Source organism: Nostoc sp., assembly GCF_036917095.1.
Classification (GTDB): domain Bacteria; phylum Cyanobacteriota; class Cyanobacteriia; order Cyanobacteriales; family Nostocaceae; genus Nostoc.
In genome coordinates, this window is record NZ_JBALFH010000038.1 from 41524 (window position 1) to 62942 (window position 21419).

Sequence of the window (21419 nt, forward strand, 5' to 3'; positions counted from 1 at the left end):
AAATTTAGTTGTACAGCCATGCAGCCTCTTCAGCCAGTTAGCGGATCGGATTTGCAACCATTTTTGTCAGCACCAGAGGAGTTATTGCAACAGTCAGTAGCGTTGCAATTAGCCGTTGCTAGTTTCCACCAGACACCACGAAGTTTTTTAGAGATTCTAGTTAATAGTCCTGATGCACAGGTAGCAGAAGCAGCAAGTTTGCACGTAAATTTGGCAGGAGAAATAACAGACGGGTGGCAGCAAGCAGTTGATGAAATCCTGCAACAGCGTCAGCTAGGGCAAAACGACCGATTGGCGGTAGAACTACTCAAAATTGGGACTGTACCTCCTTTCTTCCTCAGCGAATGGGTTCCAGCCGAGCGACTAATTCAAGGATTGCGAAATCCCCAAATGCCGTTGCGTTATCGGTTGCAATTATTACAACGACTATCACAAGAACCAACTTTAGAACCAAGGTTACAGGTAGCAGAGTCGCCAGAAACGCCGTCAGCAGTGTTGGAACAGTTAGCGGGTGATTTAGAATTACCAGTGCGGTTGGCGGTGAAGTTTAATCCCAGTTGTCCACCACCATTAATTGAACTGGTGGAAGGACAGTATGCCGTTGCATCTGACTGGAACACCGATAGCGAACAATTAGCGATGTTGGGGCAGAGTCGTTGGGCGTGGGTGCGGTTGGCTGTGGCACAAAATCCCTCAGCGACAGCAGAGACACTGATGCAATTGGCTGGGGATGCGGTGTACAAAATTCAGTTAGCGGTAGCGAATAATCCAGAAACACCCGCAGATGTGTTGGCTGTGTTGGCAGAAAATCAAGATAAAGCCATACAAGCAACTGTAGCAGAACATAGAAATGCAACGGAAGAAATATTGCATCAATTATTTCCAACTCAACAGCAGCTTTTGAAAAGAAGGGAAAATTTACCAACTAGTATTTTAGAAAGATTTTTTAATGAAGAGGCGGCAGATAAACCAGTTTGGAAAAATTCTGAACATCTGTATTTATTTATAGAACAGCCAAATACACCAACTAGGATTTTAGCTGAGTTAGCGAATGTTGATTTAGAAGCGTTGAGAGCAGAGATACTTACTAAAAGTAATTCTTCACCGATTATCAAAACTTTAGAAACATGGGTTCAAGATGAGACAAGATTTTTAGCTAATATTGCCAAACATCCCCAAGCTTCAGTAGAAATTTTACAACATTTGACACAATATCCTAATCCATATATACAGCTAGCCGTTGCTCAAAATTCCCAAACACCTGAAGCCTTGCGAGATATGCTATTACAACAATTAGCAGTAGGCTCAAAGGAAAATATTCGGACTGAACTTGCAAGCAATCCACAAACTCCTGTCGCAATTTTGGACAAGCTGGCGGGTGCATCATCTTCGCTCAATACGATGATGGAGATGTTGCACCAAATTGCCCCTGATGCGACACCATCGCTGCTTAACCGGATCAAAATATTTATCGATAATCATCAGTCACCAGAATTAATTATTTTTTGGCTGCAACAGGGTGAAGAATTTCGCAATTCTATCTTAAAAGAATGGGATGATTTAATCGACGCTCTTAATGAATCAGAACAACAAACACTCGCATACTTAGCTAGCCAAAAATCATCAATCAAATGGGAAGGTAAATTTACAGCAGAAAGACGCGATCGCCCAGGAAAAAAATCAGTTCCTAGTGATGCTAAAGCAGCAGAAAATTATCATCTGTTAGATGGGCTATTGCATTTATTGAATAGCTCTTACAACAGCGATCGCAGCAATTTAGAAGTTATTGCAGCATTATTAGGTAATCCATCTACGCCAGCAACTTTACGAGAGCAATTGTGGCAACAATGTAAAAAAAGTCCTGACGAATTTGGCCGCTATTTAGGGGATACCGAACTTCGGATGGCACTAGCTTTTAACCCAAGTGTACCTGAAGCAGAGCGTAATGAATATTTACAACAACTGATTGCGACAAGCAACGATTTGCGTGATAAATTAGCCAAAAATCCGGCTACGCCTGAATATCTTCTTAGACGAATTGCAGATGAACGCAAAGAGTATTTGTGGAGAAGGCTGGCAGAAAATCCAAATACTCCTACTGATTTATTAATGCGGTTTCTGCATGAAGAAGTTGAGAAAACAGTTTATAGTAATGAAACTATGTTTGACATAGTTATTGCTAATCCCAACTTACCTATTTTAGAACGTTATCGATTATTATTAGGTAAAGAAGAAGCTCAAGAAATTGCCAACGCTCATCAATTAATGGCGCGTCGCACTGATAGTCCTTATGCTCTAGCGCAGGTTCTAGTAAAAGGCGACCAAAAAGCCCGCATAATAGTCGCTCACAGCAACAAAACTCCAATTCCTGTGCTGGAACAACTAGCAAAAGATGCAGATGAAACTGTGCGTAAAGCTGTAATGGGCAATTCCAATCTACCCTTAAGTACCTTAATTGAACTTACACAAGATACAAGCGATAAAATACGTTTGAATTTAGCTTATATATTACGTAATCGTAGTACAAATCGCTCTCGTAAAGAAGAAGTTCCTGTAGTACTTCTCGAACGGCTTGCTAGAGATGAAAATAAAGATGTACGAGTAGCAGTTGCAGAAAATCTCCAGTCTTCTCTTACTCTCCTTGAGCAACTTGCTAGGGATGCAAGTGCAGATGTCAGAATTAGTGTAGCTAAAAATCCAAACACCCCTTCTTTTGTTTTAGAACAACTTGCACAAGATACAAATGCAGATGTCAGAATTAGTGTAGCTAAAAATCCAAACACACTTCCTGCTGTATTAGAGACATTTGATATATCACCTCCTCCAGATGCACCACGTCATGCCCTAGAAGGTCTTAATCAAGTTATTGCTAACCGATATAGAGAGCTATTCTACGTTGCTTTTGCAGACAATCCTAATACTCCTCCTAGTTTGTTAGCTCGAATTGCTCGGCAAATACCCCGCGAAATAGACAAATATGTAAATAAAGTGGCTAAACATCGAAATACTCCCGCCAGCGCTTTAGAACAACTAGCCAAAGCTGGTGATGCAACTACTCGCTGTAATGTTGCTGAAAACCCCAATACACCTGTCACGGTTTTGGAAGAACTAATAACTGATGAGTATAGCCCCGTTCTCTGGGCGATCGCTCGACGTGCTGATACTCCAACCCAACTCCTCGAACGACTGCTATTGAGATTTACAGATCCCAATAACCAAGACTACCAACAAATCTGTTACGCAATTAGCAATCGCCGTGAACTTCCTCTCAATCTGTTAGAACTGCTAATGCAGAGTAACCTGCAACAGGTTTATCAGAGAATAGCTACTCAAGCAAATCTTCCGCAAGCAATTGTAGAACGGCTAATGGCTGTATCAAATGAGTCAGTTTTAAGTACTTTAGCGCGTAATCAAAGCCTTGCTACCGAATTTTTGACACAACTTGCTCAAAATCCCAATCCCAATGTTTGCAGCGCGATCGTTAATCATCCCAACATCACTCCTGAGCTTTGGATACAGCTTGCCAACCATATAGAAGTTAGCGTGCGTCAGGTAATTGCTGCTAACTCGAATACTCCTATGAATATTCTCGAAATGTTAACAAGGGATTCAAATAAAGATGTTCGTGTAAAGGTTGCTGCTAATAGCAACTCACCTGTTAGTGTTTTAGAACAATTGGCAGGAGATGAGGACGCATTTGTGCGTATAGCTACCGCCTCTAATTCCCATCTTCCTGAAACAATACTGACACAATTGACAAACGATGAAAAAGTCGAAGTCCGCCGCGCAGTTGCTCAAAATCCCAACACCCCTGCACTCATCCGCGAAACCCTCCGCGATTTTATTGTACAACCCACCACCCGCCAAACTAGTCCCACGTTGCGCGGACTCAAGCGCCTCTACAACCCCAGCACTGATGATTTAGTAGGCATACTTGCAGAATACGCGAGTTCAGAAAATGCCTTTGTGCGGTTTGTGACACTCCTCCACCCGCTAACTCCCCGTGAAGTGCTGACTCAAGCAGCGCAGTCTGCATCCTGGCTGGAACGCTACGCCGTTGCTGATAATTCTGGAACTCCAAGCGTTTTACGCCAGCAACTTGCCCAAGATAGCAACCGGATTGTCCGCGCAGCCGCTAGAGTTTAGTTGGGAATAATTGAGGATGTTGCAGATGGCATACAACGATTTCACACTTGCCAAAGTTGGAGACATGATGACACTTAAAATAGTTTGCTCAAGTATCAACCGTAAAACTAATTAGAGCTAAATTTATGAATTTTGAAACAGTGAATATCTTAGGCACTCTTGAGGTTTTAACCGAACCACATCTTGAGTTTCGCCTACCAAATAATCATTATAGCTATTTAGTTCCTTTCGTTTGGGATGTAACTCAAAAAGGCGACTTTAATCTACTCAGTCTTGGTCGTGATGAAGGATGGATAAATGCAACAGATATTGATATTGCTTTAAAAAGTTGGCAATCATTAGAACTTCGCGGCTATCTAAATTTAGATGACGATCCAGATGACTACGAAGATGAAGATATTATGAGTCATCAGTTAGCTCATGAAAGAGCAAAAATATATCAGATATTTGCTGAAATTATACAAAATAATCTTTCCAATATAGAAATTTTAAAATTCAGTAAAAGTCCTGACTATTCTTTTTTCGTTATCTTAGGTAAAACTCCAGAAAATAATTGGTTCTGTTTTTCTCAATCTGTTGCTAGAGAAAGCAAAATTGAAGATGAAATTAAATACTCTATTTTACCAGATTTAACAATTGAACAATCTTTTGATGACAATGTTTTAAAATTAAGAGATAATTTTAAAAAAATCTTAAATCAATTACAGCCTATTAGTATTTATGGATACTATGGTGGTGGCTACGATTATAGTTTTAATCATTGTTTAGTTCAAAGTATAGCGCACACTAAAGAAAAAGCATTATTATTAGCTCTATATCAAGCAGGAATGCTGGACATTGCTAGATTTCATGAGTTTAACCTAGAAGGTTTTTCCTGGACATTTGAAAAAGATGAAATTGCAGAATTATATCCAAGGTATCAAAAAATAAATAAGTTTTTAACACAAAATCTTACCGATTTAAGAACGATCGGATGTAGTTTTTGGAATCGTGAATGTATATATGTCATTGGTCAAACCAATGCTGGAGATGTAACTGGAATTTATATAGAAAGTGATTTTGATTACAATCCATAATCTTACATACAACATCTCAAGAAGATAAATTATACACTCTGAAACAGAACGCATTTTTGGAACTCTACAAGTTCTTATTGGCTCAAATTCGTTTGTTTGGCAAACTACAATTCAAGGTGAATTTAACCTCTGGAATCTGATGATTTCCGAAGGCTTTGTTAATCTCACTGACATAGAAATTGCTTTTAAACATTGGCAAAATATTGAAGAATGGGGAACTCCTACTAATCAACAAGAATTTTGTGAGTACGCCCCGCCGCGTTCAGAACGCAAGGAGAACACTTGGAACGAAAGTATCGCTAATGAACGCCAAGGTTACTATCAACAACTCCAGCAGTTAGTTAAAAATAATTTACAAAATATCCAAGCATATAATTTATCAGTTACCAAAGCAGCACATCAATACTTTGAGTGGGAACATCCATATTTTTCTGTGTCGATTGTGGTTGGTGAAACTAGCGATCGCCACTGGTTTTGTCTTGCTCCCAGTGTTCCCGATCAAGTAAGCGATAATTACCGCGATCGCAATCAACCTACAACGCAAATTGTCTACGAAGAATCACCAAGCCAAGCAACTCAAATGATAACTGAAGTTAAAATTCTGCTTAATAATCTCACCCCTATTACAAACTACGGCTACTACCACGGTGGATACAACTACACTTATCAACATCAAATTGTCGGTGCATTAGCCAAAACCAAAACGACTGCCATTGAACTTGCACTGCAAGCAGCAACTATGGTTTTTTTGGAGAAACGAACAGTTGAATATACTGATGGTCGCTACAGTAGCCGTAAACTCAACCAGTTTATGAACCAGTGCTTGCATAACCGCACTGACTACAATATCAGCTTTTGGGATGTTGGCTACACCTACGAAGTCGGACAAACCCCAGCAGGAGATTGGCTAGGGGTGCGTTCAACGAGCGAATTTAACTACAATCCTTAGAAAGAGTAGCAATAACCTAAATGTCTAAAAAGTCCGATTCGCAGTTCCAAAATCTCTTTAGTTCACCCAAACCAACCAACTGGGACGAAAGATTAGGCCAAATAGCCTATCGCTTTAACCGAGAGTATCAACGTGAAACCTTTGAACTTCCAGCAGAAGTACAGGCGATGCCGATATACCGCGAGTGGATTGGAGGTAGTTTTTCAGGAAGAATTGCTTCCCCTTTCTGGGAAATTGCTGAACCTAAAAAGAACCAGCACTGTTTAGATATAGGCTGTGGTATCAGCTTTTTAATCTATCCTTGGCGGGATTGGCAAGCATTTTTTCATGGGCAAGAAATCAGTAATGTCGCACGCGATACCCTTAATTCTCGCGGGCCGCAGTTGAATTCTAAGCTATTTAAAGGTGTTGAGTTGGGAGCAGCCCATCAGTTAAACTATTCACCAGAGCAGTTTGATCTTGCGATCGCCACAGGATTTAGCTGCTATTTTCCACTCGAATACTGGAAAGCTGTACTAGCAGAAGTCAAGCGGGTGTTAAAACCAGGTGGACATTTTGTGTTTGACATCCTCAATCCAGAACTGCCTCTAGCTGAAGATTGGGCAGTTCTGGAAACCTATTTGGGGGCTGAGGTGTTTTTAGAGCCTGTAGCTGAGTGGGAAAAAACGATTAAGGCGGCTGGTGCTAAAGTCGTAACGCACAAATCAGGGGAATTATTCGAGTTATACAAAGTGCGGTTTTAAAAATACTATTACTCAGGCATAACTGGACTTAATGGATCTAAAGAAGTTGTAAAAACAAAATAGATTACTCCAGCGCCGAGAATCATCACGGCGAGACTGAACAGCAACACCCAACGGTCTGTCGGTTCATAAGTATCTTCTTCGATATCACGACGGACTGCAAAATAGTGTGCCGTTGATAGCCACACGGTAATCAAACCCACCAGTGAGAAGACTAAACCTAACTTCCAGCCGGTGCCAGGACGGGGTACTAAAGGTACATGGAAGGCACGCAAACGCACAATAACGACACCAAAACCTAAAAGAGCGATTCCTGTCCGCATCCAAGCGAGATAGGTACGCTCATTTGCCAAATGATCTCGGATTCGGGACGGATTCAGTCGTCCTGCTTTTTTTTTATCTTTATCTTCTTCTGTAGTTTTCAATTTTAACTGCATCAATAATACCCTTATCCCCAAAGAGGCTTTTCTCAAAAAAATGCGGAGGTAATAGTAAATCTCTTTCCAGATGACTTGCATCCAGCGCAATATTTGCGCTATTGAAATATACTTTTTATGATTGTACATTTTTTCAAATTCAAAATTTATTTTAATGCAGATATCTAAATAAAACAAGCCTGAGCGAATAATTCGTAATTCGTAATTCGTAATTCGGCGTTGCATATTTGCGGGATGATTTTGCTAGTTTTGTGGGATGGGCATCTTGCCCGTCCCTTGTATTTCAGGGCGCTCGTGTCGCCCACCCTACAAGAATCATCCCTTGATTCAGCAACGCCCGTAATTCGTAATTGCGTAATTGATAGTACAGAGCAAGTGTAAGTAATAAGGTGTAATTAAGAAAACAGCCAAGATCGGAGAGGTTTTCCATCAGTGCTTGTCCTGTTTATCCTCTGATTTTGGCTGTTACCCTGTTTAAATTTAGAACAATCAGTTTTGAAATAGATTAAGCAGTCCTATTTCAAGATTTCTTGGTAGGCGCATTAGGAACCCGTGTCTCTATGAGAGCCTGCGATATATCTGGGATAAACCAGTTAGCCTCTTTGCTGTCAACAACTTTTACAGTCGGAACATTCAATTCAATCGCAGCATTATCTGGATTGGTCTTAATCACTAACTTAGTTCCATCAAGTATCTTCAGAGCAGCTGGGCCTGTCAATTCTTGACCTTGCCCATTAGGACTAGAAGTGAAATTTGCTACCTTGACATCATTCCCTAGATAGATGCCATCACAATCCCAGTTGTTTCTAGTGGACTGACCATTAGCTAGAAAATACAAACCATTTTCGTATACGGCATCTTCATCCTCTTCATCATTTGGTCTTTTGCCATATACTGCTATGGTATTACCCGTTTGGTTTTCGCATTGACCCCAGTTGATTCCCGTTTCTAAAGCATATTTTTGCAGTGTTAATTCTTCGGTTCGCTTTTGAATTTCTTCTGGTGTAAGACCTTCAACTTGAGATTGGGCATCTTTTGTCTGAGAGAGTTCGTTAAGAGCTTTAGTGACTTCGATGTAGTCAGGGTTTTTGCTAAATTTTGGTCTATCAGCAAAAGAAGGTTGAGCAAAGGCAAGATTAACGACAATCATTAAGAGAATTAGCAGAGATTTCCAGATTTTCATGTTTTGACTCCTGTTAATGGGTAAGATATCTTCCAGTTTGGAACTAATTTTGCTCAGAAAATTCATGATGCACCTGTTTTTAGACACTTAATTTTTCTCGATCTTCACTCGAAGACTGAGTATTGAAACCTAAAATCAATGAAAATATATAACTAGAAACTACAGATAAAAGAGTCCAAGTAACATTTTCTGTAACAATAAACACACCTAAACCAATCAAGATACAAGGCACAAAAGTGTTGCCATTCTCAGTTAAAAAGTTGGCGATCGCAGGCAAATAGGTTAACTTATAAGCGGTATAACACCATACGCCAACCATCGTAAAAAATACACTTAGTATCACTAGCAGACTATCTAATTCCGAGTTGGCAAACAGGGGCACGTAGACGCTGATATTATCACTACCATTGGCAAAGGCGATCGCAGCTACATTGCATGTTTGCGGAGAGATAAAACTGGTAATTATAGAGGGACAAGACGGCTCGGTTTCTTCTTCGGCTTCCTCTGGTGAATCTTCTTCGCGTTTTAGTAAGCTACTCACACCAATGATTATTGGCATTAAACCAAGTAGTCTAATCCAGTCCTGCGGTATGATTAGTCCACCGAAGAAACCGGGAAGGCTAGCAACGATCAATGCAGCAAAACCGAGATACTGACCAGCAAGGATGTGACGACTGCGGAATGTTTTATTTATTTGTGAAAAAAGCAACGTCAGAATGACAATATCATCGATGTTGGTGGCACTGAATGCCGTAATCCCTGTGGTAATTGCAGTTACTAAACCGCTCATTTGTGGAAGTCCTTATTTTCATGCTTGGGCATTGGGCATTGGGCATAGGTCATTTACAAAGGACAAATGACCAATGACTAATGACTAGGTAGAAAGCCTTGATTTATACTTTAGTCAAACTAACCGATAGAATCAAATGCTTTTGTTTGTCAGAATGATAAATGAAAGTGATTAAAACTTTGACACCAAGTTGTAGGGATACCATAAATGGCAGGAATGACGCTTGAGCAGCTAAAAATCTTTCTAGCTGTGGCGCAGCACTTACACTTTACTCGCGCAGCAGAGGATCTTTATATTACACAGCCTGCCGTCAGTGCAGCAATCCACAACTTAGAGCAAGAATACGGGGTGAAACTATTCCATCGGATTGGTCGCCATATCGAGATTGCTGAGGCGGGTAAATTATTGCAAGTGGAAGCGCAGAAAATTCTCGATCAAGTTTCCTTAACCGAAAGGGGATTGCGAGAATTAAACAATCTGCAACGGGGTGAATTGAAATTAGGGTCGAGTCTGACAATTGGTAACTACTGGCTACCAAGTAAGATTAGTGAGTTTAAGAGCCGATATCCCGGTATCCAGATTAACTGTAGCCTTGCCAATACAGAAGAGATTTGCGTCGGAACGGCGACAGGACAGTTTGATTTGGGTTTAGTGGAAGGAGATGTGAAACCAGCACTCCAGAGTACTCTAGAGTACGAAATAGTGGGAAGCGATCGCTTACAAATAGTAGTAGGCCAAAAACACCCTTGGTTTGAGTGGGGAGAAATTGACTTAAGCCAATTGACTAAAACCCCTTGGGTGATGCGCGAACCAGGTTCTGGAACCCAGCAAAGGTTTGAGGAAGCCCTACAAAATTGGGGAATCAACCTCAGCGAACTGGATGTAATTTTAGTATTCAATAGTGGAGAGATGACAAAAGCAGCGATCGAAGAAGGTGTCGGTGCTATTGGAATTTCTGAGTTGATGGTAAAAAAAGAAATACAGTTGGGAACTCTGCGGGCAATTCGAGTGATTGATAATAGAGAGGGTAACGGTGCGATGCCTACGGCGGGCTACACCTACGCAGAAATAGTTCGACCTTTTTTCAAACTCAAGCATCGTCAACGTTTTCAAACTGCTCTTTCCAAAGTCTTTGAACAAATGTTGATATCGTCTATGGTAGATGGCTCAGATCGACATGTATCAAAATCAGTTATGTAAAGGAGGCTGGGGATTGGGGATTGGGTGCAAAATCAAAAAATTATGGTGCTTGCTCTTACCCACCACTAAATTTTAAAAAACTTTTTCCCAATCCCCAATCCCCAATCTCCTTCAAACCTTTTGCATATTTTGACTGATGGGGTCAAAACCTCTAGAAAACCGCGTGCTGTCATCGTAGTAAGCCCCAGTCAGATTCGCTCCATACAACTTGGCATAGTTAAGTTTAGCTCCCCGGAGATTTGCTTCATTGAGTTTGACACCGCTCAAATTAGCTCTGGTCAAGTTCGCTTTCGCTAAGTTAGCTCTACTCAAATCTGCTCCCCAGAGTTTAGCTTTAGCTAGGTTCGCTCCACTCAAGTCAGAACCCCATAAATTGATTCCAGGGAAATAGGCTCCAATCAGCCTGCCCCGACTCAAGTTGACGGCTGGAAAATATCTTTCTCCTGCGGCAAAACGCCTTTTTAATTCTTCAGCATTCATGCGTCGCGTTTACCTTTTTTAACAATACAGAAGTTATTTGTTCCCATTCCTGGCTTAATTCTCCTAAAAACTGTGGCTGACCACTACGTTGATACCAGTAATGGGCATTGTTCAAATCGCCTTCTTTGCGGTGCAGGTAAGCATGAATCCAGGCACTATCAGCATCGCTGGCATTTTGAACTATTTCATGAGCTTTGCTCCACTCGCCTTTCTTGTCATACCACATTGCTTGCAGCCCTTTTGGCAGTGTCTGAGGACATGGGCCCTGCTTTTCGATCAATCGCAAGAATTCCTCTATATTCACGATCGCCACCCAACAAGAATACAAACTTCTATCCCTAAGATACTCTTAACCGCCATAGTATAGAGACCATTTATCAAGTAAACCTTAAATTGTCGGGTGCGTTAAAGAACCCTCCTTTTTAAGGAGGGAATTAGAGCAAGCCTCTTCTTTTACATCTACTTGACTGGAATAAGTTCAAACTCGAAATTACCGATCAAACGGTCATCAATATAGACCTCTATTCTATGCTTACCAAGCGGATCGCCAGGAGCGATCGTCCAGAAGTTCTCAATCACACCCTCTGTAGCCGTCTGTGTGCGCCGTGTAATAGATGTAGTGCCATCTGCTGATATTGAGAAGTCTTCACCGTTATCTGTACCCCAAGTTTCTGGAGGTTTTGGTAAATGCAAGACTTCGCGCCATTTCACTTCACCTTGGTAGTCTTTGAGTTTAATCCGCCATCCGTAGACGTTTCCTTGCTGAAGTGGCACTCTTGTTGTCCGGAAAATGGTAACGTTACCTTTGGAGTCAACTCTCTTCAGCCCGAACTCGGTGTTACTAACAGTAATCTGTTTTGTATTCTTTGGCGCAGGAGACGATATCGCATTTACTCGCAAAACAGAAGTAGCGTTGATTGGCTCAGAACCTATAATCCCAGATATTAGCCAAGAAAAAGCTAGCACAGCAGTAGTAGCCCAAATTCTCATTAGTATGGTTTTCCTGTCAGACTTTTGGTACTTATTCAAGTAATCTGACATGTTTTCCGGGTCAAGGTTACCTATGGTTAGATAAAGACGAAATTGCTTTTAGGAATCTGGCAGATTTAACCGATAGCCCATCGGATGTAAGGCAAACTATTGTACCGTTTCTCCATCGGCGATGGGCAGTAATTCCGGTTAAACACAACGGCATTAGTATTCCCGCTACTGATTTACCATTAGTCAAAGCTCAACTTTTCAAATTAACCTTTCCCTCAAACTTTAACCCTTCTTGATGAGCTAAAAATTTTTCACTAGTGTGATAACTTCTTCGCCATTTTTCGAGCTGCTCTATAGATATTGATTTAGATACGACATTCACACCATTTCCTCGCCAAGCGACTTCTGAATCTGTTGTGAAAACCCCGCATTCTAATTGATCTAGCCTCATATTCCAATATTCGCTAAATCGTCCTTTTAAAGTTATAACTTGCTCAAATACCTTGTTCCTATGTTTATTTCTTCTTTTCCTTTCTGTAGCTCCTGTTGCTTCTGTATCAATAAACTTAGTTTCAATTAAAAACAGACTACCTTTAAAGGTCAGGTAGACAAAATCACACTTCCCTAAATCTGTATAATCTGAAATTGGAGATTTTTCAAATAACAGCAGTTCAGCACACGAGGGAAACAATTCTTTAATATTCAGAAATAAATAAGCTTGCAATAAAAGTTCCTTATCATAAGGAAACAAGATAACTCCTTCAAAAAATTTTTGAATGTCCTCCTGAGTTTGGGGTTGAATTTTTTTACAGTATGAAACAAATCTATGTAGCTCGCTTACGATCATCAAGTTCTAACTCCTTCCCCCGGTCGCATCCTCAAGGGCCTTGGCATAAAAATATACCACTGCCTAAGGGATAGTTTCATCCGCGTAAGTAACTAAAAAAACGATTAAAATCCTGCATACTTAGGGCGATTTACTGATGACACTTCAGTAAAACTGATTTCTTAGCTGCTTTTCAGTATTCGTGAATTTTTCACTTTTGGCCTTAACTACCAGTCAACGATTTGATATGAGCAGAAAAACTGGCGTTTTGCAAAGCTTGAACAGTTATTCTAGAATCTTGTACGCAAAATTGCCAACCCAAGCGAACAAGTTTCCGAGAATTTTCAGTTTGGATAATTCCGATTACTGGCATTTTTGCCTTTTCTTTGTCTCCTGACTGTTCTTGCAAAATTGTTTTCAAGCGATGTAGTTCTTCGATGTTACCTGCTTGCTGGGGATTTAACTCCACCATTACCATTTGTACTGTTTCCACTGGTTCTGCATCTTCAAGAATAAATTGAGTTTGCTCGTCGCGTCGATCTACTTTTCCCCAAATAATCAATCTAGTATCAACTTGGAGTAGGGAACTAATGCGTTCGTAGGTTTTAGGAAAAACGACAGCTTCTGATTGTGTAGTTAGGTCTTCTATTTGCAAAATCGCCATCTGATCGCCTTTTTTAGTAACCACTTTTTTCACGTTATTCAACATGACAACTGCACAAAGCCTTGTTTCTTCTCTTTGCTCTCCCAGTTGCGAAAGGTTGATTGGAGTCAAAAGTGGTGCTATTTGCCGTAAGGATTTTAGTGGATGATCTGATACATAAAAGCCTAATAACTCTTTCTCCATCTGCAACTTTTTTTGTGGGGGTAAATCCATCACAGGTTTAGATTTGGGAGCAGTTTCAAAGGCATTATTTGCTCTTTTATTCTGTGTCGAAGAAAATCCGTCGCCTAATAAATCAAACAGATTCCCTTGACCGCTAGCTCTGTCTTTAGCGCGAGATTGTGCCCAATCATACACTAGTTCTAAGTCGTTGATTAACTGTTGACGGTTGGGTTCAATTTTGTCAAAGCCTCCACAGTAAATCAGCGACTCTAGAGTCCGGCGGTTAACAGCACGTAAATCCACGCGATCGCAAAAATCAGCCAGGGATTTAAATCCTGTCTCATTTCTCGCCTCCAAAATACAGGCGATCGCATTCTGTCCCACGTTACGCACTGCCGAAAATCCAAACAGAATCTTTCCTGCCGTTGGCGTAAAATCAACACCAGAACGATTAATATCTGGCGGATCTATGGAAATACCCATATTTGTACAGTTAGTAATATATCTCTGTACCTTATCGGTATCGCCACTGTTAGCCGTTAACAGTGCCGCCATATATTCCAATGGGTAATTAGCTTTTAAATATGCTGTTTGATAAGTTACATAACCATAGGCTGTTGAATGGGATTTATTGAAACAATTGGAAGCTATTAAGCCATTTTTGATCGCAAAATTATGGTCGCGCTCAACCCCAATGTCATAGACATTTTGTTTGCCTAAATATTTACGTGTGGCTATTTTTATCATCCTATCTTATCCCCATAAAAAAGTTTTGCTAAATTAATTATTTGAGAAAATCATGACAATTGTAGATATAGTAATACTAATAATACATAATTATATCACTAGAAAACACTGCTGTACTCTTACACAAGAGTGACCAAAATATAAAGAGTAACTAAAAATATATCAAAACTTTCGTAAAGTATTAAATACACGGTTAATACCCACATAATTGCTGTTTTAAAACTTATTAAACACATTTCAATAGATATTAATCCGCTTAGTCAGATGCATGTGGCATAGCAAAGAAGTAGGGTAGCTCTTAGCAGGGGAGAAAAGTTTTCTCTTCTGCACCCAATACGCTTGGGATAAGCTTTTTTCTCCCCTCCTGCTCCCCCTGCTCCCCCTGCATCCCCTGCTCCCCCTGCTCCCCCTGCTCCCCCTACCAGCCTCAACAGATAAATTTCTTAACCCAAGCGTATTGCTTCTGCACCCCCGTCCTCTGCCTCTTTCCAATGCCTAATGCGTCAGTTACTATCGTTGAAAAGCAACTCGGTATAAAAGGGTGTGAGTAGGTGAAAGTGGCGCTGATTGTAATTTTGGCGGTGGTTGTGGGATTGTTTGTGGTAGTCGAGATCGGACTGCGATCGCTCTTTGGTTTTGGTAATCCCCTGATTTATATTGGCGATGAGCAGATTGGTTATTTATTGGCTCCTAACCAGCGTACCCGGCGTTTTGGTAATCGCATTGAAATTAATGAGTATTCTATGCGATCTAGTCCGATTAAAAAGACGCCTGCACCATCAGGGCTGCGAGTTTTACTATTAGGTGATTCTATTGCTAATGGTGGCTGGTGGACGGATCAGACTAATACAATATCCACGATTATGATGCGTTCTCTAGCATCATCTACTAATAGTAATTATCAGCAAGTAGAAGTATTGAATGCTTCAGCTAACTCTTGGGGGCCAAGGAACGAGTTAGCTTATTTACAGAAGTTTAGCAATTTTAACGCGCAAGCGGTAGTGTTATTAATTAATACCGATGATTTGTTTGCTACTCCTCCCACTTCTTTACCCGTAGGGCGCGATCGCAACTATCCCGATAGTAAACCTCCTCTAGCATTAGTGGAAGTGTGGCAACGTTATATCTTCAAGCAAAAGCCAATTCCCGAAATGGAAGCAGTGCAAAATGAAGCAGGCGATCGCGTTGGGATTAATCTAGAGGCGATCGGCAAAATTCAAGCCCTGACTCGCCAAACCAACAGCAAATTTCTACTAGTCATGACTCCCTTACTGCGAGAAATTGGTGAACCAGGCCCCCGTGATTATGAAATTAAAGCACGCCAGCGGTTGAACGATTTTACCAAAGCACAGCAAATTAAGTATATAGACTTTTTACCGATATTCAATTCAAGTACCAACCCGCAAGGTTTGTATCACGACCATATTCATCTCAACTTGCAAGGTAATAAATTTGTCAGTGAAGTTATGGAGCGATCGCTCTTGGAAATACTGGCGGAGGCGTCACTTCCTCACTAACTTGCAATCCGCTTTAGTTTAAGCCCATTGCACAGGATCTAATTGATAGTAACGTTGCAATTGCTCGTAAAGTGCTGGATGCTTAGACAGCAATTGGTGCGGTTTCTCAAAGAATGTCTCAGTCGCTACGGCAAAAAATTCTGCGGGATTCGTTGCACCATAGCTATCCATTACCGTATTTACGCCTTGTAAAACATCATTGCAAAGTTGCTGATATGCTTCTGTCATCACCTTCGCCCAAATAGCATAGTCTGAGTTGCGTTGCAGTATGGGAACTCCTTCAGCTTTACCATCCTCTTGATCCAACTGATGGGCGAATTCATGAAGCACAACGTTATGTCCATCCCTCCAGTTATCAGTGTCTTGTTTCACTTGTTCCCAAGACAGTACTAATTGGTCATTTGTCCACGATTCGCCCAGTCTTGCCACACGCCTTTCTTCAACAACATAATTTCCAATGGCAGTGGTTTCCTTAACAAAATAAGCGTTGGGATACACCAGAATTGAACGAAGTCTGGGGAAGTATTGCCCACGTTCATTTAGTAGAAGTAAACAGGCGATCGCAGCAAGAGTTAGTTTCATTTCCTCTGTCACCTGTAATCCTCTACAGCCAATAAATTGCTTTTCTGCTAAGAACACTTGAATATGTCCCTGAAGTCGTCTGATTTGATCGGGAGAAAGGCACAGATAAATGGGAAGATTATTTTCAATAATGGCATTCCACAACGGAGGAAAAGGACGGTGTTTGAGACGGTTTCTTCGCCTTTTTACTAAAACAGGATTGATTAAAATTCCGGTGAGAATTAGCCCAATGATGATAAAGACAACTATTGTTTGAATCATTGACTTCTGAGCAGTTTACATATTTAAGTTAGTGGTAAGTAGGCACAAATAATTAGATGATGGTGTAGAGTGTGTTATGCCGTAGGCTAACGCTTCTGGATTGAGTAGGTACAGAACCCCACCCCCAACCCCCTCCCCGTAAGCGAGGAGGGGGCTATGATGTAGCTTGCATGATTAGCAAACGGTAATGATAGCATTTGCATAATTCTGGCTATCGCCACTATTTTAAAATACTTAGGTGATGCAATAACAATTTGTAAAAACTATATTTACTGCTATATATCACCGCTATTGAATCAAAATTATGCAAGATTCAACCTTGTTAGAAAGAGTTTTTTTAAGCCCTTGCTCAACTTTGTCAATCAGTTTATCAAAAGCCTCTCGATCTGCTGTCAATTGTTCTTGAAGAACTTTCTCTAACTCCGGCTTTATTTGCTCACACATATCCTCGATTTTTTTGTCGCTCAAAAAACTAGAACGAACCCAACTAGGTACATCCACATTTGCCTTGATTACTTCTTGAACACTCTTGCGATTTAGCTCCATTCCTGCCGCCATTACCGAAGCCCCATATACTAATGCAATGGGCCAGGTTAAATGTCCAGTGAGTATGAGAGTGATGATGCTAGCTACAGTGCCTCCACCAATTACTACATTGACAATAAAGCCCACTGTCTCAGCCAGAATAGCATCTCCAATTCGTAACTCTGGGTTAACAAAATTTGGATCAATACTATCCTGGAACCTCAAACTGCTTCTAGGTATCTGAAACTTTCGACAGATTGGATCGGTTTGTGCGGCTAAATCTGGTTGGATTTTATTGCTAAACCAAGAAGCGCATTGATGATTAATTATCTGCACAGCGCGTTCGCTTTTGAGCCACTGTTCTGCCCGACTAATTAAAGATGTTTCCAAATCGGCTAAAGTCCGTATTTTGTTTTTTTGCCAATCTTTTAAACCAGGTTTAACTGCGTTGACAATCAAGCCATCTGTTAAAGGCTTAGTTAACGATTCGATTAACTCCGGGATATGCCTTTCAATCAAACCTTTAAGCGTATTCGAGGTAAATAGTTTGTTGACTTCTTGCTTAAAAGCAGCAGCACGCAGATCCCATCGTCCTACTCGTGCTAATCCCAGTGCAATGCACCGTTCCGGTTCTGGATCGGGGCGAAGCAGCGTTTCTGGTTCGGGAAACATTTCTTGACAAAGCAAGTGGGTAAACTTCATCCGAGATGCACCGCCAGTCATCAGCAAAAGTTTCGGCACGATTCCAAGTTTTTCTAGCTTTTCTTTCGCCTCAGTTAAAGAATCGCTAAACGATCGCACCCAACTATGATTTTCCAGTTCCGGTAAGGGCTGGTTTAAAATTTCCTCCATCATCAATTTATTGACTTGGGGAATAAAATAAATCTGTTCGTTAATCGACTCGAAGCCACGCGCAAAGGATTCAGGATCGCTGTATAGCTGTTCGTTAGAAAAGTAATCTTCTTTAGCTTTGCGACAGGCAAGTTCACAACGAGCTTGGTGATGCGGATATTCCTTAAATACTTTTTCGAGTAATGCTTTTTGTTCGTGGTTGGCGAGAGTTCGGGCAAAAATAGCCTTGTCAATTAGAGATGCACCTAAAGTATTACTCCCGAAATCTATCGGGATTTCTTCTAAGCTCTTAACCAGAGTAAAATCTGTGGTTGAAGAACCAATATCGACAATTAGCACCGATGCAACAAGTTTGTCATACTCCAGTTTCCCGGCTTCCTTGGCTTGCATGAAAGCAGCCCGCGATTCGGGTACAACATTTATTTGGGGAATACCAGCTTCTTGAAGTAACTTTTGGTATTCGGTGCGATCGCTAATTGACCATCCTGAAGGGCAACCTATGTAAAAATAGCTACTTTCCCCACCTTCAAGTTGTTTGCTTTCTTTCAAAAGGCGGTAGTAGGTTGCTACAAAAGTGCTAATTGTTTCCCGATATTTGGGATCGTTGTTGGGTTTTTGCTTGAAAGAGATTGTCAGTTGGGTAACGCCAGCTTGAATTAATGCTTGTTCGCCGACAAGATAACCGAGTTTAGGATGCCAACCAAGGGCTGTAATTTGGTTCTTTTTGTTATTAATCTCCAGCATCTGGGGGGGGTCGATGCTTTCCACTACAGCTTTAGCGACAGCCGTTTCACCGTGTCCCAAATCAAAACCGATTGTTTCTAAAATTTCCATACCCTTATTGTCTGTTATTCTCTAGCAGAGGAATATGCTGGCTCAATTACCCTACCGCGCCGAATCAAGCGATCGCCTTTTAACAAAGCCGGAGTTAGAGTTACGTGATCTTTGGTATCGGGGTCGATACTTGGCTCAAAGTCAAAAAACTCGCGATCGCTGTGCGGGTCATTTGGTCGGTAAATTTGAGCGTTAATTCCCTGAGACATTAAAATCTGTGGCAGAAGTTTTGCAAGTTCATAAGCCATTTGGGGTTTATCAAGTTTTGATGCGCCCATTAGCCTTTGCAGAAAATTTAATAACTCTGGCAGTTCTTCTATTGCTAGATCGCCTTCATGTTTATTCCATTCTTCTACTCTAGCTACTGCTAGGTCGATAGTGTTGAGAGCATCGCCAAGATGATCTAAAAATATTTTGCTATCAACCCGAAGCATAGGTTTAGGTAATTCCAATAGCTCTGAAGACATAGAATTTTGTTGGCTCTTTAACTCAAGTTGAAGCACAACTTCTACCCCTAGAAGTATAGAGGTTAGTAAAATAGCCATCCATGCACCTGGGGTAGTTTTAGTTAAAGAGAACAACGAACTTAAGATGCCTATATAAATTAGTCCTTTTAGCAGTTTTAGGATTAATCTACTGGAAAAAAACTTTGTACTTGGGTTAGTAAATTGCTTTTGCTCTATTGGAGCAATTTGAGAATAGTTAGCCGCAGCAAGAGTAGCGATGGACTGCCGCAGGGTATCTAGGAAAAAGGAAGCCAAACGAATTTGAGCCAGATTAAGTTTTTCAATGTAAATTCTTTCGAGATTATCAAGTCGATTCTGAACCAACTTAACTATCTCCTCGATGTTGGTTGTATTATCAATATCTATCTGAAGTTGGTTGCGTTCTTCGTTAAAAAGTGAAGTGATTGTTTTCATTGCGTTGACTAAGACTTTAACGTTATTAATAGGAGTGAAATAAGCAGACAACTGCTTATTTCAACCTGTAAGGGACTTGCAGTTAAAAAATATCCAATCTTAGAAGCGTAAGGCCTTGCGCCCCTACAAATTTACAAATAATTTTGGATAATTTGCTTTTTGTCAGTCCCTAATCACATCATGACCGAATAATTCATAATTCATAATTATGTTACATCCGGGATTTAATTTTGAATTATGAATTAGGTTGGTTTCAAATTACTACCCTAATGGAGGAGGAGCAGAATGTTTATTTGCGTCATTGCAGACTACGGTACAGGAGATCCGGCATTTACAGAAGTCACACAACGTTTACTGATAGCTTTTCCCCATGCCCAAATTCATTTGCTTTCGGTTCCAGCATTCAGTACATTGGCAACGGGATTCTGGATTGCCCAACTAGGACTTAACCCTGGGCCTAGCGATCGCCTAATTTATCATAACTGTGCCCCTCGTCAGGATGATCCTGAAGCCCGTCGGGATAATGAAGGCGAAGGACTAACTTATGCTCTTTTATCCAATGGTGTAAAAGTAGTGGGTGTGAATGCAGGCTACACACTCTCCTTTATCAAAGACTATACAAAGGAATTGCGAGTGGTCAACGTTTCTCGTGGTGGATCGCAGTTTCGCTCGCGCGATGTGTTTCCTCCGGCTGCGGCTGCCATTATGAATGAAGATTTTAGCGTTCTGGGAGATAGCCTTAAGAGCGAGCAAATTCCAGATGTTCCACCAGATCGAATTGCCTGGATTGATGGCTACGGCAACATTAAAACAACTATTGCAGCGCATACACTGAATTTGGAGCCTCAAAGCAAGATCGTAATCCGGATTGGAGATGTGGTCAGCGATGCAGTGTATTCTGATGGCAGCTTCAAGGTGTCTGAAGGAACTTTAGCCTTTGCTCCCGGTAGTTCCGGTTGGTCAACAGGCGATTCAGGAGAACCATTGCGCTTTTTAGAGCTATTTCTGCGAGGAGGGAGTGCTTGGGAACGCTTTGGTCGTCCCCGTGTGAATCAGCAAGTAACTCAAATTGCCTAAAATCGCTTAGTTGGCTTTATCGAGTCATCTTGACTAAAAACGATTAGATTTGTGCCACGCCGCCATCAACGAACAATTCGATGCCGATAAAATAACTGCTGTCGTCCGAAGCCAGGAACACGACAGCTTTTGCTACTTCATACAGTGTTCCCACGCGCTCTCTGTGCTGAGTTTTATACCAGAAGGTATGAAAAGAGAAAAATCTAATAGCGATCGCTCTGACCTGCTTCGTCACAATTGTTAACGTTGGCACAGCAGTCCAAGCTGCGGGTTGTGATGAATTGTGACGGGTTGTCGAGATAGCTTTGCTGGAATGGCCGCAGTAGGACGACATCTATTTGGGTCTAATGTGGAAATTGTCAGATATCCATTGATTCATGCGCCTCCGCTCCTAGCACCTGAATTCTTTCTTATTAAAGTAGTAATTATTCCTAATTATTTGTTGAGGCTTTATAGCTTCTTAATAA

20 protein-coding genes are annotated in these 21419 nt (G+C 41.0%); 7 read left to right on the top strand and 13 right to left on the bottom strand.

Features of this window, described 5'->3' with window-relative positions:
• Positions 1–18: 18 nt before the first annotated feature.
• From V7L01_RS19135 to V7L01_RS19150, 4 genes are all read left to right on the top strand, one after another.
• Positions 19–4146, top strand: coding sequence for a HEAT repeat domain-containing protein (locus V7L01_RS19135; RefSeq protein WP_335037360.1), 4128 nt, complete (start codon positions 19–21; stop codon positions 4144–4146).
• 125 nt (positions 4147–4271) lie between these two features.
• Positions 4272–5222: a hypothetical protein gene (locus V7L01_RS19140; RefSeq protein WP_335037362.1), complete on the top strand. Its 951-nt coding sequence runs from the start codon at positions 4272–4274 to the stop codon at positions 5220–5222.
• Positions 5223–5361: 139 nt separating this feature from the next.
• On the top strand, positions 5362–6171 hold the full coding sequence (locus V7L01_RS19145; RefSeq protein ID WP_335037364.1) for a hypothetical protein: 810 nt from the start codon (positions 5362–5364) through the stop codon (positions 6169–6171).
• Positions 6172–6191: 20 nt separating this feature from the next.
• A complete protein-coding gene (locus V7L01_RS19150) occupies positions 6192–6914 on the top strand; it encodes a class I SAM-dependent methyltransferase (protein WP_335037366.1) in 723 nt (240 codons plus the stop codon).
• Between the two features lie 8 nt (positions 6915–6922).
• On the opposite strand, the gene V7L01_RS19155 is transcribed toward V7L01_RS19150, so the two are convergent.
• From V7L01_RS19155 to V7L01_RS19170, 4 genes are all read right to left on the bottom strand, one after another.
• On the bottom strand, positions 6923–7351 hold the full coding sequence (locus tag V7L01_RS19155; RefSeq protein ID WP_335037368.1) for a YidH family protein: 429 nt from the start codon (positions 7349–7351) through the stop codon (positions 6923–6925).
• Between the two features lie 283 nt (positions 7352–7634).
• The gene (locus tag V7L01_RS19160) at positions 7635–7781 is read right to left on the bottom strand and encodes a hypothetical protein (RefSeq protein WP_335037370.1); all 147 of its coding nucleotides are present in this window, start codon (positions 7779–7781) and stop codon (positions 7635–7637) included.
• Positions 7782–7871: 90 nt separating this feature from the next.
• Positions 7872–8534 carry a hypothetical protein gene (locus V7L01_RS19165; RefSeq protein ID WP_335037372.1) on the bottom strand — a complete coding sequence of 221 codons (663 nt, stop codon included), beginning with the start codon at positions 8532–8534 and terminating at the stop codon, positions 7872–7874.
• Positions 8535–8613: 79 nt separating this feature from the next.
• Positions 8614–9324: a cadmium resistance transporter gene (locus tag V7L01_RS19170; protein ID WP_335037373.1), complete on the bottom strand. Its 711-nt coding sequence runs from the start codon at positions 9322–9324 to the stop codon at positions 8614–8616.
• 207 nt (positions 9325–9531) lie between these two features.
• Here V7L01_RS19170 and V7L01_RS19175 point away from each other — a divergent pair, with 207 nt between their 5' ends.
• Complete coding sequence (locus V7L01_RS19175; protein ID WP_335037375.1) at positions 9532–10524, top strand: LysR substrate-binding domain-containing protein; 993 nt, start codon at positions 9532–9534, stop codon at positions 10522–10524.
• Between the two features lie 111 nt (positions 10525–10635).
• Here V7L01_RS19175 and V7L01_RS19180 read toward each other — a convergent pair whose 3' ends face one another.
• From V7L01_RS19180 to V7L01_RS19200, 5 genes are all read right to left on the bottom strand, one after another.
• A complete protein-coding gene (locus tag V7L01_RS19180) occupies positions 10636–11004 on the bottom strand; it encodes a pentapeptide repeat-containing protein (RefSeq protein WP_335037377.1) in 369 nt (122 codons plus the stop codon).
• Positions 10994–11308: a hypothetical protein gene (locus V7L01_RS19185; protein WP_335037487.1), complete on the bottom strand. Its 315-nt coding sequence runs from the start codon at positions 11306–11308 to the stop codon at positions 10994–10996. The genes V7L01_RS19180 and V7L01_RS19185 overlap by 11 nt, the downstream gene beginning before the upstream one ends.
• A 155-nt stretch (positions 11309–11463) precedes the next feature.
• On the bottom strand, positions 11464–11994 hold the full coding sequence (locus V7L01_RS19190) for a hypothetical protein (RefSeq protein ID WP_335037379.1): 531 nt from the start codon (positions 11992–11994) through the stop codon (positions 11464–11466).
• Between the two features lie 241 nt (positions 11995–12235).
• Complete coding sequence (locus V7L01_RS19195; protein WP_335037381.1) at positions 12236–12832, bottom strand: hypothetical protein; 597 nt, start codon at positions 12830–12832, stop codon at positions 12236–12238.
• Positions 12833–13034: 202 nt separating this feature from the next.
• The gene (locus tag V7L01_RS19200; RefSeq protein ID WP_335037383.1) at positions 13035–14384 is read right to left on the bottom strand and encodes a helix-hairpin-helix domain-containing protein; all 1350 of its coding nucleotides are present in this window, start codon (positions 14382–14384) and stop codon (positions 13035–13037) included.
• Positions 14385–14935: 551 nt separating this feature from the next.
• Between V7L01_RS19200 and V7L01_RS19205 the strand changes: the two genes are divergently transcribed.
• Positions 14936–15901, top strand: coding sequence for an SGNH/GDSL hydrolase family protein (locus tag V7L01_RS19205; protein ID WP_335037385.1), 966 nt, complete (start codon positions 14936–14938; stop codon positions 15899–15901).
• An 18-nt stretch (positions 15902–15919) separates the two neighbouring features.
• On the opposite strand, the gene V7L01_RS19210 is transcribed toward V7L01_RS19205, so the two are convergent.
• From V7L01_RS19210 to V7L01_RS19220, 3 genes are all read right to left on the bottom strand, one after another.
• Positions 15920–16744: a M90 family metallopeptidase gene (locus V7L01_RS19210; protein WP_335037387.1), complete on the bottom strand. Its 825-nt coding sequence runs from the start codon at positions 16742–16744 to the stop codon at positions 15920–15922.
• A gap of 288 nt (positions 16745–17032) precedes the next feature.
• The gene (locus V7L01_RS19215) at positions 17033–18955 is read right to left on the bottom strand and encodes an Hsp70 family protein (protein WP_335037389.1); all 1923 of its coding nucleotides are present in this window, start codon (positions 18953–18955) and stop codon (positions 17033–17035) included.
• A gap of 14 nt (positions 18956–18969) precedes the next feature.
• Positions 18970–19875, bottom strand: a complete 906-nt coding sequence (locus V7L01_RS19220) for a hypothetical protein (RefSeq protein WP_335037390.1) — start codon at positions 19873–19875, stop codon at positions 18970–18972.
• Positions 19876–20160: 285 nt separating this feature from the next.
• Between V7L01_RS19220 and V7L01_RS19225 the strand changes: the two genes are divergently transcribed.
• The gene (locus V7L01_RS19225; RefSeq protein WP_335037392.1) at positions 20161–20952 is read left to right on the top strand and encodes an SAM hydrolase/SAM-dependent halogenase family protein; all 792 of its coding nucleotides are present in this window, start codon (positions 20161–20163) and stop codon (positions 20950–20952) included.
• A gap of 43 nt (positions 20953–20995) precedes the next feature.
• On the opposite strand, the gene V7L01_RS19230 is transcribed toward V7L01_RS19225, so the two are convergent.
• Positions 20996–21286 (bottom strand): SDR family oxidoreductase, encoded by a 291-nt coding sequence (locus V7L01_RS19230; protein ID WP_335037393.1) that lies wholly within the window; start codon positions 21284–21286, stop codon positions 20996–20998.
• Positions 21287–21419: the final 133 nt, after the last annotated feature.

Bases quoted from the DNA above. Each gene is read 5' to 3' on its own strand.
- V7L01_RS19135 (WP_335037360.1), top strand. From the start codon at position 19: ATGCAGCCTCTTCAGCCAGTTAGCGGATCGGATTTGCAACCATTTTTG.
- V7L01_RS19140 (WP_335037362.1), top strand. From the start codon at position 4,272: ATGAATTTTGAAACAGTGAATATCTTAGGCACTCTTGAGGTTTTAACC.
- V7L01_RS19145 (WP_335037364.1), top strand. From the start codon at position 5,362: ATGATTTCCGAAGGCTTTGTTAATCTCACTGACATAGAAATTGCTTTT.
- V7L01_RS19150 (WP_335037366.1), top strand. From the start codon at position 6,192: ATGTCTAAAAAGTCCGATTCGCAGTTCCAAAATCTCTTTAGTTCACCC.
- V7L01_RS19155 (WP_335037368.1), bottom strand. From the start codon at position 7,351: ATGCAGTTAAAATTGAAAACTACAGAAGAAGATAAAGATAAAAAAAAA.
- V7L01_RS19160 (WP_335037370.1), bottom strand. From the start codon at position 7,781: ATGGAAAACCTCTCCGATCTTGGCTGTTTTCTTAATTACACCTTATTA.
- V7L01_RS19165 (WP_335037372.1), bottom strand. From the start codon at position 8,534: ATGAAAATCTGGAAATCTCTGCTAATTCTCTTAATGATTGTCGTTAAT.
- V7L01_RS19170 (WP_335037373.1), bottom strand. From the start codon at position 9,324: ATGAGCGGTTTAGTAACTGCAATTACCACAGGGATTACGGCATTCAGT.
- V7L01_RS19175 (WP_335037375.1), top strand. From the start codon at position 9,532: ATGGCAGGAATGACGCTTGAGCAGCTAAAAATCTTTCTAGCTGTGGCG.
- V7L01_RS19180 (WP_335037377.1), bottom strand. From the start codon at position 11,004: ATGAATGCTGAAGAATTAAAAAGGCGTTTTGCCGCAGGAGAAAGATAT.
- V7L01_RS19190 (WP_335037379.1), bottom strand. From the start codon at position 11,994: ATGAGAATTTGGGCTACTACTGCTGTGCTAGCTTTTTCTTGGCTAATA.
- V7L01_RS19195 (WP_335037381.1), bottom strand. From the start codon at position 12,832: ATGATCGTAAGCGAGCTACATAGATTTGTTTCATACTGTAAAAAAATT.
- V7L01_RS19200 (WP_335037383.1), bottom strand. From the start codon at position 14,384: ATGATAAAAATAGCCACACGTAAATATTTAGGCAAACAAAATGTCTAT.
- V7L01_RS19210 (WP_335037387.1), bottom strand. From the start codon at position 16,744: ATGATTCAAACAATAGTTGTCTTTATCATCATTGGGCTAATTCTCACC.
- V7L01_RS19215 (WP_335037389.1), bottom strand. From the start codon at position 18,955: ATGGAAATTTTAGAAACAATCGGTTTTGATTTGGGACACGGTGAAACG.
- V7L01_RS19220 (WP_335037390.1), bottom strand. From the start codon at position 19,875: ATGAAAACAATCACTTCACTTTTTAACGAAGAACGCAACCAACTTCAG.
- V7L01_RS19225 (WP_335037392.1), top strand. From the start codon at position 20,161: ATGTTTATTTGCGTCATTGCAGACTACGGTACAGGAGATCCGGCATTT.
- V7L01_RS19230 (WP_335037393.1), bottom strand. From the start codon at position 21,286: ATGTCGTCCTACTGCGGCCATTCCAGCAAAGCTATCTCGACAACCCGT.